The sequence below is a fragment of the Pelagovum pacificum genome (genome assembly GCF_016134045.1).
Lineage (GTDB): Bacteria > Pseudomonadota > Alphaproteobacteria > Rhodobacterales > Rhodobacteraceae > Oceanicola > Oceanicola pacificus_A.
On sequence record NZ_CP065915.1, the window covers coordinates 626,467 to 637,695 of the forward strand.

Consider the following 11,229-nt stretch of genomic DNA (forward strand, 5'->3'; position numbering starts at 1 on the left):
GGCCGGTTCACCCCCCGAGAGGTATTTTCGGCCAGATGACACGGGGGGCGGAGCGCTGGCGTGCCCGTCCGGTTCATGCTTGGATCGGGGCAGACGAGGAGGAGACCACCAACATGGCCAACGACGGGCCCCTGATCCCGCGCAACCGGGCGCTCCACCCGGTGCCCTACGACCCGGACTACAAGACCTCGGTCACGCGCTCTCCCAACCTGCCGCTGATCTCGATGGAAAGCACGGCGAGCGAAGAGACCGGACCCCGGTTCGGCCACTCGCTGATCGGGGAACATGACAACAACCTCGTGGTCAACTTCACCGGTGACTCCGCGATCGGCGAGCGCATCCTCGTGCATGGCCGCGTGGTGGACGAGCTGGGCCGGGGCGTGCCTGAGACGCTGGTCGAGATCTGGCAGGCCAATGCCGGCGGGCGCTATCGCCACGTCAAGGACGGCTACCTCGCCCCGCTCGATCCGAACTTCGGGGGCTGCGGGCGGACGCTGACGGACGGCGATGGCAACTACCGGTTCCTCACGATCCGGCCCGGTGCCTATCCCTGGCCGAACCGGGGCAACGACTGGCGGCCGATGCACATTCACCTGTCCGTTTTCGGACATTCGTTCGGGCAGCGGCTCATCACGCAGCTGTACTTCCAGGGCGATCCGCTGATCGACCTCTGCCCGATCGCCGCGACGGTGAAGAGCCGCAGCCAGCTCGACCGGCTTGTCGCGCCGCTCGACATGGCGCATTCGCGGCCGCACGACTTCCTCGCCTACCGGTTTGACATCGTATTGCGCGGGCGGCGGCAGACGATGTTCGAAAACCGGCTGGAGGGCATGTGAAATGGTCCAGGTCCTGACCTACCTGCAGGAGACTCCGTCCCAGACCGCGGGGCCTTACGTCCATATCGGCTGCATCCCGAGCTTCACGGGCATCGATGGCGTCTATCCCGAGGACCTCGGCCTGTCGCCGATCTCGGACGGCGCGAAGGGCGAGATCATCACGATCACCGGCTCCGTCTACGACGGCACCGGCTGGGCGATGCGCGACGCGATGATCGAGAGCTGGCAACCCGACGCCGCCGGCCGTTTCGCCGGGCAGGACGGGGCGGATCCCGCCGTGTCGGGCTTCTGCCGCTTCGCCGCCGACAAGGACACAGGCGAATTCACGCTGCGCACCGTGAAGCCGGGCCCCGTGCCATGGCGCGGCGGGATGCAGGCGCCGCACATCTCGCTCTGGATCGTGGCGCGGGGGATCAACATCGGGCTGTCGACGCGCATCTACTTCGAGGACGAGGATAACGGGACCGACCCGCTGCTGGCGCGGATCGAGCAGCGCCCGCGAGTCGATACGCTGATGGCGACGCGCACGGGCGAGGGGGCCTACCGCTTCGACATCCGGTTGCAGGGCGAGGGTGAGACGGTCTTCCTCGACATCTGAGCCGGGGCGGGCGGGGCGTTGCCCTCGGCCGCAGGATCGCGATAGTGCGCCAGACGGCATCACCCGGGAGAGACGTCAGATGTGGCTCAGCGATTTCCGCGTGGTCCTGCCGGACCGGGTGCTCGACCGTGGCTCGGTCCGCGTCGAGGACGGGCGCATCAGCGCGATCGCGGAGGGACTGGTCACCGGTGCGGCGATGGAGGGCGGCGGCCTGCTGCTCATGCCTGGCTTCATCGACATGCACGGCGACATGATCGAGCGCGAGGTCGAACCCCGCCCCGGCGTGCGGATGCCGGTCGAGCTTGGCCTGCGCGATCTCGACCGCCGGCTCAAGGCGTCGGGGATCACGACGGCCTATGCCTCGGTCGGTTTCCACCCCGGATCGGTCTACGGCACCCTGCGCCACCGCGACACGGCACGCGAGCTGCTGCGCTCGCTCAAGTCGATGGCGGGGGAGCTTAAGGTCGACCACAAGGTCCACGCCCGGATGGAGATCACCTTTCCCGAGGCGCTCGACATCGTGGAAGAGCTGATCGCCGACGGAACGGTCGACCTCGTTTCGCTGATGGATCACACGCCGGGGCAGGGCCAGTACCGCGACGTCGAACGCTTCGTGCGCTTCATCGCCAACGAGCGCGGCATCGACGAGGAGGAGGCGCGCGGCGAGGTGGACCACAGGCTCGCCGAATCCCGCCGGCAGGCCGGAGCGGTGGAACGCGTCCTGCGCGCGATCTCCGAGGCCTGCGCCGCGCAGGGCATTCCGCTCGCCAGCCACGACGACGACACCGACGAGAAGGTCGCGCTGATGAAGCGCCTCGGCGCGAGCATCTCCGAGTTTCCCGTCACCGCCGATGCCGCGGCGGCGGCGCAGGCCGCCGGTCTTGCCGTCGCGATGGGGGCGCCGAACGCGCTGCGCGGGACGAGCTACTCCGGCAACCTCTCGGCGCGTGAGGCGCATCGGGCCGGGCTGCTCGACCTGCTGGCGGCGGACTATCATCCCTCGGCGATCCTGCCCGCCGTGCTTGTGCTGGCAGAGCAGGATCCGCGTGGCCTCGCCGGATCGACGCGACTGGCCACGTCCAATCCGGCGCGGGTCCTCGGGCTGACGGATCGGGGCGAGATCGCGGAAGGTCTCTCTGCCGATCTCGTGGTCGCGGATGACCTCGGCGTGGGCCACGTTCGCGCGACCTTCCGCGCTGGCCGGCAAATCTATTCCGACGGCTCGGTCCCCCTTCGCCTGCCGGTTTCGGCGTCTCCGGACTGACCATGGTCTTCGGCTGAACGGGCCCGCCCGATCAGATCACTCGATGACGTCCATCGGCTCCAGCACCGCAGGGCCCTCGGGCAGGGACAGCACCCCGACCGCGTCGAGCCCGCCGAGCACGGAATCCACCGCCACCGTGGCGAGGATGATGCCCATCACCCGGCTGATGATGCTTGCCCCCGTCGTGCCGATCACGCCCTTCAGCCGTGCGGCGAGCAGCAGAAGCACCAGCGTGATGACCAGCACGATGACCAGCAGCCCCGCCGTCACGACCTGATCGGGGATGGAGGTGCGGTGGTTGTCGGTCAGCACGACGATCGCCAGCATAGCCCCGGGCGAGGCGATGGACGGGATCGCCAGCGGAAAGACCGCCCCGGCGAGGTGATCGCGCTCCGCCTCCTCGATCTCGCGGGCCGGTTTGCTCTCGCCGAAGATCATGGTCATCGCGAAGATGAACAGGATGATCCCGCCCGCGATCTGGAACGAGCCGAACCTGAGACCGAGCGCCTCGAGCAGCAACTGCCCCGCGACGAGGAAACCGAGCAGCACCAGCGTCGCCACCACGACCGCGCGCACGGCAAAGCGCCAGTGCAGCGCGGCAGGCACGCCCGCGGCGGCGAAGTAGAACACCGGCAGCGATCCGATCGGGTCCACGACCACGAACAGGGTGACGAACTCGCGCAACAAGGTGGGCCAGTCGAACTCGGGCAAGGCGGTCCTTTCGGGGGCGACAGGGAATATCGGAAGCACGCGGGGACGTGGACGATTTATTTATACATCTCGGGCAATCATTGCCATGCGCACCGGCAATTTACCGGCGCGGCACATGGACACTTGGCGGTTGGCCGTTACCTTTGCCACGAAGAGACTCAGAGGGGAGCTATCGCATGCAGAAGTTCGGCAAGAGCCAGCCGGTGAAACGGGTCGAGGACGTGCGCTTCCTGACCGGACACGGTGCCTATGTCGATGACGTCGCGCCCGAGGGGGCGCTGATCGGCTACGTCTTCCGCTCACCCGTCGCCCATGCCGCGATCACCGCACTCGACGTGTCCGAAGCGCGGCAGGCGCCGGGCGTTCACCTCGTGCTGACACTCGCCGATCTGGAAGAGGCCGGCATGGACGTCGGCATGGACACCGAGCCGGTGAAGAACCGCGACGGCAGCAAGGGCGCCACGCCCGAGCGTCCGATCCTCGCCCGCGACCGTGTCCGCTTCGTGGGTGAGCCCGTCGCCTTCGTCGTCGCCGACAGCCTTGCGGAGGCGAAGAACGCCGCCGAGCTGATCGAGCTCGATTTCGACGAACTGCCCGTCCATGTCGAGACCGCCGTCGGGGGCGAGCCGATCCATGACGGCGTCGCCGACAACCGCGCCTTCGACTTCGGCCTCGGCCCGGAGGACGAAGTCGCGGCGGCCATCGACAAGGCGGCGCACGTCGTGCGCTGCAAGGCGATCGGAAACCGGATCATCGTCAACTCGATGGAGCCGCGCGGTTGCTACGCAGAGCTTCAGGGCAACCGCCTGCACCTCTGCTACAACGGGCAGGGCGTCTGGGGCATCCGCGACCTGATCGCCGAGAAGCTCAAGCTGGACGAGGCCGACGTGCGCGTCACCACGCCCGATGTCGGTGGCGGTTTCGGCATGAAAGGCTCCGACTACCCGGAACTGTACCTCGTTTCCCAAGCTGCCCGCGCGCTCGGCAAGCCGGTGCACTGGATGGGTGACCGGACCGAGTCGATGCTGTCCGACAACGGCGGCCGCGACCTGATCTCCGACACCGTGCTCGCCTTCGACGAGGACTATCGCATCACCGCCTACCGGGTGGACACCGTGTCGAATCTCGGCGCCTACAATTCCGGGTTCGCGCAGCACATCCAGTCGACGCTGTTCTCCAAGGTCATGCCCGGCGTCTACGACATCCCCGCCGCGTTCCTGCATGTCGAGGGCGTCTTCACCAACACGGTGCAGATCGACGCCTACCGCGGTGCCGGCCGGCCGGAGGCGATCTACGTCCTCGAACGGTCGATGGACAACGCGGCCCGGACGCTCGGCGTCGACCCGCTCGAGCTGCGGCGTCGCAACTTCATCGCGCCGGCCAACTTCCCCTTCACCTCGCCGACCAACGTCACCTACGACGTGGGCGAGTTCGACCGCGTCCTCGCGCGGGCCGAGGTTGAGGCCGACATCGCCGGCTTCGCCGACCGCAAGGCCGCGTCGGAGGCCGACGGCAAGCTGCGCGGCATCGGGCTCTGCTACTATATCGAGTCGATCCTCGGCGATCCGGGCGAGAACGCGAAGGTGGAGTTCAACGAGGACGGCACAGTGTCGATCTTCGTCGGCACACAGTCGAACGGGCAGGGCCATGAAACGGTCTATGCCCAGTTCCTGGCCGACCAGACCGGGATCCCGGCGGACAGGATCAAGGTGATCCAGGGCGATTCCGACCTCATCAAGACCGGTGGCGGCACCGGCGGCTCACGCTCGGTCACGACCCAGACCAACGCCACGCTGGTGACGGTCGAAGCGATCACCAAGGGCTTCACTGCCTTCCTCGCCGAGGAAGAGGGTGTCGATGCCTCCGAGATCTCCTTCGATGACGAGACGTTCCGCATCCCGGGCTCCAACATGGCTCCGACCATGCTCGACGTCGCGGAGATGGCGCGCGCCAAGGGCAAGGAAGAGCTGCTGAAGTGGGATGAACGCGGGGAACTCGAACAGATGTCTTTCCCGAACGGCGCCCACATCGCCGAGGTCGAGATCCAGCCGGAAACGGGCGAGACGACAGTGGTGAAATACACCGTGGTCGACGACCTCGGGAACCTCATCAACCCGATGCTGGCCGAGGGACAGGTCCACGGCGGCGTCGCGCAGGGCATCGGGCAGGCGATCAACGAACGCACCGTCTACGACGAGACCGGTCAGGCGCTGACCGCGACCTTCATGGATTACGGGATGCCGCGCGCCTACGATGTGCCGTGGGTGGCTTTCCACTCCGAACCCGTGCCCTCGAAGAACAACCCGATGGGCATGAAGGGCTGCGGGGAGGCCGGCACCGTCGGCGCCTGTGCCGCCGTGGCGAACGCCGTGCAGGACGCGCTCTGGGATCGTGGCGTCCGCGACGTGCAGATGCCCTTCACCCCGCTGCGTGTGTGGGAACTGATGAACGAGGCACAGGGTGCCGCTGCGTGATTACTTCCTCGGCCTGTTCGGGCGCAAACCCGTTCAGGCCGAGGGCAGGGGCCGCCATCGCGGCCCCGCGACGCATGTCATCGTGCTGGACGGCACGATGTCGACCTTGCGGGAAGGACACGAAAGCAACGCGGGCCTCGCGTTCAAGCTGCTGCGCGAGGTCGGCCGCAAGACCAACCTGACCGTCTATTACGAAGCCGGCATTCAGTGGCGCGACTGGTCGCAGACCGTCGACGTGGCCGCCGGGCGTGGCATCAACCGCCAGATCCGCCGCTCTTACGGCACGCTCGCCTCTCGCTACCGGGAGGGCGACAAGATCGTGCTGATCGGCTTCTCGCGCGGGGCCTACGCGGTGCGCTCGCTCGCCGGGATCGTCGACATGGTCGGCCTGCTCCGGAACCGACACGCCACCGTCCGCAACGTCCGCCAGGCGTTCCGCCACTACCGCAACGGCGGACGCGGCCCTGTGGCGGAGACGTTCCGCGAGAAGTTCTGCTACCCCGACGTGAAGATCGAGGCGGTGGCGGTCTGGGACACGGTGAAGTCGCTCGGTATCCGCTTTCCCGTCCTCGGCCAGTGGGTCGACGAGAAGGACCGCTTTCACAACCACGAACCCGTCGGGGTCGTGCACAATGCCTTCCAGGCCCTCGCGCTTGATGAAAACCGCGATGCCTACGCGCCGGTGATGTGGCACCGCCCGAACGGCTGGTCCGGCACGATGGAGCAGGTCTGGTTCCGCGGAACGCACGGTGACATCGGCGGCCAGTTCAGCGGCGCTGATCAAAGCCGACCGCTGTCGAACATTCCGCTGGTGTGGCTGCTGGACCGGGTCGAAAGCGTCGGCGTGCCGCTGCCCGAGGGCTGGCGCGACCGCTTCCCGCAGGACGCCGATGCGCCGTCGATCGGGCGCTGGCGCGGCTGGGGCAAGATTTTCATCATGCGCCGCAAGCGTATCGTGGGGCGCGACCCGTCGGAATTCATACATCCGACCGCTGCTGAACGGATGTCCGGGCCGCTGCCCTGTCCGGTGTGGCAGCCGCCCGCGGCTCATACGACATTGGCAGGGGAGTAACCGGACACCTGTCCGGTTGTTGCGCGCGCGAAACATTGTCCGCGCGCGTCCGTCGCTATCTGTTTCTGGAGTCGTGTCGCCTCAGGCGACGTCGCGCAGTTCAACCTTCGGCTTGATGCCGAGCGCGTGACACACGTCCCGCGTCAGGTCGGGCTTGTTGAGCGTGTAGAAGTGGAGGTGCTCTACCCCGCCCTGCATCAGGTCGTCGCACAGTTCGGTCGCGAGTGCCGTGGCAAGCAGGTCCTTGTCGGCCTGCGTCTCGGCATGGTCGAACGCATCGGACACGACCTGCGGGATCGAGGTGCCGGTCATGTTGGCAAACTTGCGTGCGCCGTTCCAGTTCTCGATCGGCAGGATGCCCGGCACGATCGGCGCGTCGATACCGGCCTTCTCGCAAGCGTCGCGGAAGCGGAAGAACGTCTCCGCCTCGAAGAAGAACTGCGTGATCGCGGAGGTCGCGCCCGCGTCGATCTTGCGCTTCAGGTACTCGACGTCGGCCGCGGTATCCGCCGCGTCGGGATGCTTCTCGGGGTAGGCGCCGACGTGGATCAGGAACTTGCCGGTGTCGGCCAGCGCTTCGATCAGCTCGACCGAGTTGGCGAAGCCGTCGGGATGGGCCGTGAAGCTGCCCTCGCCCTTGGGCGGGTCGCCGCGCAGCGCGACGATGCGGTTCACGCCGACCTCGGAATAGCCCTTGGCGATCTCCAGCGTCTCCTCGCGGGAGGCGTTGACGCAGGTCAGGTGCGCCGCGACGTTGAGGCCGGAGGTCTTGTGGATCGTGCCGACCGCCTCGTGCGTCAGTTGCCGCGTGGTGCCGCCCGCGCCGTAGGTGACGGACACGAATTCCGGCGACAGCGCCGACAGCGCATTGACGCAATCCCAGAGCCGGAAGGACCCTTCGAGGTTCTTCGGCGGAAAGAATTCAAACGAAACGGAAGGCGTGGGCATTGGGGTCGTCCTTTTGTTCGCCACTCTTGTCTCATGTCATGCTTCGTGAGACAAACTCATAACCCTCACCACGATGATGAGTTTCGTTCGATAATGCATATCGAGTTCCGGCACCTGCGAACGATCCAGGCGATCCACGAAACCGGCGGGCTGGCCCGCGCTGCCGACCGGCTCAACATCACGCAATCCGCCTTGTCCCACCAGATCAAGGGGATCGAGGACCAGGCGGGGGTGGAGCTCTTCGTGCGCCGCTCCAAACCGCTGAAGCTGTCGGCGGCGGGAATGAAGCTGCTGGCCGCCGCGGACGAGATCCTTCCCCGCGTCGCCGCGCTCGAGGCGGAGTTCGCGGGGTTGCAGGCGGGCTCGTCCGGGCGGCTTCATATCGCGATCGAGTGTCACGCCTGTTTCGAGTGGCTGTTCCCGGTGCTCGAACAGTTCCGCAAGGCCTGGCCCGAAGTCGATGTCGACATCCGCCCCGGGCTCGCGTTCGACGCGTTGCCCGCGCTCCAGAAGGAGCAGGTCGATCTCGTCGTCTCCTCCGACCCGGAGGACCTGCCCAACGTCGAGTTCACACCACTGTTCGATTACGAGCCGGTGTTCGTCGCGTCCGCCGCGAACCCGCTGGCCGAGAAGACCTTCATCGAGGCCGAGGATTTTCGGGACCAGACGCTGATCTCCTACCCGGTGGACCGGGCGCGGCTCGACATCTTCTCGCAGTTGCTGACGCCGGCAAGGGTGGAGCCCCGCGCGATCCGGCAGGTGGAGCTGACGGCGGTGATCCTGTTGCTCGTCGCATCGAACCGTGGCGTGGCGGTTCTGCCCGACTGGGTGGTGCGTCAGGTGCGCTACAATTCCGACTACGTGACACGGCCGCTGACGAAGTCGGGCCTGACACGGCGGCTCTATGCCGCGACGCGGTCGGACGACATGGGCAAACCCTACATGGCCAACCTCGTGCGACTCGCCCGGCAGGAAGCGGTGAAGCTGCAGCGGGGCTGAGGCACGCGGCCACGACGGCGTTTCGGGCCGGGACTGGACGGGGCGCGTCGAAGGCCCTATACGCGCGGCCCGACCCCACCAGACAAGAGAGACGCGACCGATGGCCCTGAGCGCGAACATGAACGTCATGATCAAGGCGGCCCGTGCGGCCGGGCGCTCGCTGGTAAAGGACTTCCGCGAGGTCGAGAACCTGCAGGTTTCCTCGAAGGGACCGGGCGACTTCGTTTCCCGCGCCGACCGCCGCTCGGAAGAGATCATCCGCGAAATCCTCGTCGAGGCCCGCCCGAATTACGGCTTCCTCGGCGAAGAGGGCGGCGAGATCGAAGGCAAGGATCCGACGCGCCGCTGGATCGTCGATCCGCTCGACGGCACCACGAACTTCCTGCACGGCATGCCGCACTGGGCGGTCTCCATCGCGCTGGAATACAAGGGCCAGATCATCGCGGGCGTCGTTCACGACCCTGCCAAGGACGAGCTTTTCTTCGCCGAGAAAGGCGAGGGGTCCTGGATGAACCAGTCGCGGCTCAGGGTTTCCGGTCGCACCCGGATGATCGAGAGCGTCTTCGCCACCGGCCTGCCGTTCGGCGGCCGCGGCGACCTGCCCGCGACCGTGCGTGAACTGGCCCGTCTGCTGCCCGCGACCGCCGGCGTGCGCCGCTGGGGCGCGGCGTCGCTCGACCTTGCCTATGTCGCGGCCGGTCGCTTCGACGGCTACTGGGAGCGGGGTCTGAACGCCTGGGACGTCGCCGCCGGTCTCCTCATCGTCCGCGAGGCCGGAGGATTCGCCGAGCCGATCCGCCCGACGCGCGACATCGTTGAAGATGGCGAAATAGTTTGCTCGAACGAGCCGATATTCACCCAATTTGCCAAGGTAATCAGGGGCGAATAAGCGCCTGCCACATTCCCGCCACAAAGTTTGGGCGAATTCGTGGCATGAAACGCCGCTGCCACATTTTCCGCCATAATTCGTTTCGCGCAGATGAGCGCGGTGCGATGACCGTCGACACGGTGATGCTGATCGCGCTGGCCGCCAGCATCTGCGTGTCCCTGACCATTGTCGTCGGGGGCGGCGCGGTGAAGACCGGCGATACATCGGCGTCGAGGGTCGAGAGCGCGGTCGCCCTGTTCGCGTGGAACGAAGCGTCCACCGATCCCGGCACTGCCCGCAGGCCCGGCGCGGGCTACTGAGCGTCAGGGAAGCGGTGCGAAGAGGTCGACGTGGTAGCCTGCCGGGTCCACGACCGTCGCGTAGCGCTGGCCCCAGAAGGCATCCCACGGCGCCGTCTGCACGCTGAATCCCGCGTCTGCGACCGCTGCGGCCTTTCCATCCACCTCGGCCGGGCTGTCGCAGAGGATCGCGAAGGCCGCATGGTTCGCGGGACGCGGCACCTCGCCGGTCAGCTTCTCGATCAACGCGGCGCTGTCGATCATCAGCCGGATACCAGCGGCGGCGGGCTCCACATGGTCGGCAGAGAGGTCGACCCCGGCGAAATCGAAGCCGAGGGCGGTGTAGAAGGCGACGGTCGCCTCCATGTCGGTGGTCGTCACGCTGACGGCGTCGATCCTCATTTGCGTCTCCTCACGGTCGGCACCGAGGTGGTGCTCATCCGGTAGCTTGCTGCGGGGTGCGGCGGGTGGCCCTCGGTGCGGTCCCAGTAGGTCTGACCGCCGCGCCGGAGCCAGACCGGCACGGTCAGCACGAGCCCGACGATGAAGCCGCCCGCATGCGCCCAATAGGCGGTGCCGCCGGCGGCGACGTCCGCGCCGAGACCGCTGAAAAGCTGGATCGCGAACCAGATGCCAAGCATGATCCACGCCGGCACCGGGATGATCCGGAAGATGATGATGAGGATCAGCAGCACGTCGACCTTCGCCTTCGGAAACAGCAGAAGGTAGCCGCCCATGACGCCCGCGATCGCGCCGGATGCGCCGACCATCGGCACCAGTGCGGTCGGCCCGGCGGCATATTGCGCGAAGGCCGCGCCAAGGCCGGAGGCGACATAGAACAGGGCGAAGCCGCCGTGGCCCATCGCTTCCTCCATGTTGTCCCCGAAGATGTAGAGGAACAGCATATTGCCGAGGATGTGCATGAACCCGCCATGGATGAACATGTGGGTGAACAGGCCGGTGTAGCCGTAGCCGTCGCTCAGGAAGGCGGGGACCATCGCGTAGCGCTCGTAGAACTCCAGCAAAGCCCGGTCGGACGTGTGCGCCCCGAGCCCGTAGAGGAAGACGAGCACGTTGATCGCGATCAGCGTGTAGACCACGTAGGGGGTCTGTTCGGACGGGTTGTGGTCTCGGATCGGAAACATGGCTGAAAGGTGAGG

Annotated in this window: 12 protein-coding genes; 8 read left to right on the forward strand and 4 right to left on the reverse strand. The window is 67.0% G+C overall.

The features are described 5' to 3' along the window. Window positions 1-113 precede the first annotated feature (113 nt). From pcaH to I8N54_RS03255, 3 genes are all read left to right on the forward strand, one after another. Window positions 114-836 (forward strand): protocatechuate 3,4-dioxygenase subunit beta, encoded by a 723-nt coding sequence (gene pcaH / locus I8N54_RS03245; RefSeq protein ID WP_140193945.1) that lies wholly within the window; start codon window positions 114-116, stop codon window positions 834-836. A gap of 1 nt (window position 837) precedes the next feature. Beyond that, on the forward strand, window positions 838-1,434 hold the full coding sequence (gene pcaG / locus I8N54_RS03250; protein WP_140193944.1) for a protocatechuate 3,4-dioxygenase subunit alpha: 597 nt from the start codon (window positions 838-840) through the stop codon (window positions 1,432-1,434). A 79-nt stretch (window positions 1,435-1,513) separates the two neighbouring features. Then, complete coding sequence (locus tag I8N54_RS03255) at window positions 1,514-2,698, forward strand: alpha-D-ribose 1-methylphosphonate 5-triphosphate diphosphatase (protein ID WP_140193943.1); 1,185 nt, start codon at window positions 1,514-1,516, stop codon at window positions 2,696-2,698. A gap of 36 nt (window positions 2,699-2,734) precedes the next feature. Here I8N54_RS03255 and I8N54_RS03260 read toward each other — a convergent pair whose 3' ends face one another. After that, window positions 2,735-3,409, reverse strand: coding sequence for a MarC family protein (locus I8N54_RS03260; RefSeq protein WP_140193942.1), 675 nt, complete (start codon window positions 3,407-3,409; stop codon window positions 2,735-2,737). A gap of 176 nt (window positions 3,410-3,585) precedes the next feature. Between I8N54_RS03260 and I8N54_RS03265 the strand changes: the two genes are divergently transcribed. Both I8N54_RS03265 and I8N54_RS03270 read left to right on the forward strand, forming a co-directional pair. After that, window positions 3,586-5,883, forward strand: a complete 2,298-nt coding sequence (locus I8N54_RS03265; RefSeq protein ID WP_140193941.1) for a xanthine dehydrogenase family protein molybdopterin-binding subunit — start codon at window positions 3,586-3,588, stop codon at window positions 5,881-5,883. Continuing rightward, window positions 5,870-6,955: a DUF2235 domain-containing protein gene (locus tag I8N54_RS03270; protein WP_140193940.1), complete on the forward strand. Its 1,086-nt coding sequence runs from the start codon at window positions 5,870-5,872 to the stop codon at window positions 6,953-6,955. The genes I8N54_RS03265 and I8N54_RS03270 overlap by 14 nt, the downstream gene beginning before the upstream one ends. A gap of 81 nt (window positions 6,956-7,036) precedes the next feature. On the opposite strand, the gene metF is transcribed toward I8N54_RS03270, so the two are convergent. After that, complete coding sequence (gene metF / locus I8N54_RS03275; protein ID WP_140193939.1) at window positions 7,037-7,903, reverse strand: methylenetetrahydrofolate reductase [NAD(P)H]; 867 nt, start codon at window positions 7,901-7,903, stop codon at window positions 7,037-7,039. 93 nt (window positions 7,904-7,996) lie between these two features. Here metF and I8N54_RS03280 point away from each other — a divergent pair, with 93 nt between their 5' ends. The 3 genes from I8N54_RS03280 to I8N54_RS03290 all read left to right on the forward strand — a co-directional run bounded on the left by I8N54_RS03280 (window position 7,997) and on the right by I8N54_RS03290 (window position 10,090). Further along, a complete protein-coding gene (locus I8N54_RS03280; RefSeq protein ID WP_140193938.1) occupies window positions 7,997-8,902 on the forward strand; it encodes a LysR family transcriptional regulator in 906 nt (301 codons plus the stop codon). A 100-nt stretch (window positions 8,903-9,002) separates the two neighbouring features. Next, the gene (locus I8N54_RS03285; RefSeq protein WP_140193937.1) at window positions 9,003-9,791 is read left to right on the forward strand and encodes an inositol monophosphatase family protein; all 789 of its coding nucleotides are present in this window, start codon (window positions 9,003-9,005) and stop codon (window positions 9,789-9,791) included. A gap of 104 nt (window positions 9,792-9,895) precedes the next feature. After that, the gene (locus I8N54_RS03290) at window positions 9,896-10,090 is read left to right on the forward strand and encodes a hypothetical protein (protein WP_140193936.1); all 195 of its coding nucleotides are present in this window, start codon (window positions 9,896-9,898) and stop codon (window positions 10,088-10,090) included. Between the two features lie 3 nt (window positions 10,091-10,093). On the opposite strand, the gene I8N54_RS03295 is transcribed toward I8N54_RS03290, so the two are convergent. Beyond that, window positions 10,094-10,471, reverse strand: a complete 378-nt coding sequence (locus tag I8N54_RS03295; protein ID WP_140193935.1) for a VOC family protein — start codon at window positions 10,469-10,471, stop codon at window positions 10,094-10,096. After that, window positions 10,468-11,214 carry a rhomboid family intramembrane serine protease gene (locus tag I8N54_RS03300; protein ID WP_140193934.1) on the reverse strand — a complete coding sequence of 249 codons (747 nt, stop codon included), beginning with the start codon at window positions 11,212-11,214 and terminating at the stop codon, window positions 10,468-10,470. Before I8N54_RS03300 ends, I8N54_RS03295 begins: the two co-directional genes overlap by 4 nt. Window positions 11,215-11,229: the final 15 nt, after the last annotated feature.

Excerpts from the sequence above, each read along its gene's own strand:
- pcaH (WP_140193945.1), top strand. The coding sequence starts at position 114 with ATGGCCAACGACGGGCCCCTGATCCCGCGCAACCGGGCGCTCCACCCG.
- pcaG (WP_140193944.1), top strand. The coding sequence starts at position 838 with ATGGTCCAGGTCCTGACCTACCTGCAGGAGACTCCGTCCCAGACCGCG.
- I8N54_RS03255 (WP_140193943.1), top strand. The coding sequence starts at position 1,514 with ATGTGGCTCAGCGATTTCCGCGTGGTCCTGCCGGACCGGGTGCTCGAC.
- I8N54_RS03265 (WP_140193941.1), top strand. The coding sequence starts at position 3,586 with ATGCAGAAGTTCGGCAAGAGCCAGCCGGTGAAACGGGTCGAGGACGTG.
- metF (WP_140193939.1), bottom strand. The coding sequence starts at position 7,903 with ATGCCCACGCCTTCCGTTTCGTTTGAATTCTTTCCGCCGAAGAACCTC.
- I8N54_RS03280 (WP_140193938.1), top strand. The coding sequence starts at position 7,997 with ATGCATATCGAGTTCCGGCACCTGCGAACGATCCAGGCGATCCACGAA.
- I8N54_RS03285 (WP_140193937.1), top strand. The coding sequence starts at position 9,003 with ATGGCCCTGAGCGCGAACATGAACGTCATGATCAAGGCGGCCCGTGCG.
- I8N54_RS03290 (WP_140193936.1), top strand. The coding sequence starts at position 9,896 with ATGACCGTCGACACGGTGATGCTGATCGCGCTGGCCGCCAGCATCTGC.
- I8N54_RS03295 (WP_140193935.1), bottom strand. The coding sequence starts at position 10,471 with ATGAGGATCGACGCCGTCAGCGTGACGACCACCGACATGGAGGCGACC.
- I8N54_RS03300 (WP_140193934.1), bottom strand. The coding sequence starts at position 11,214 with ATGTTTCCGATCCGAGACCACAACCCGTCCGAACAGACCCCCTACGTG.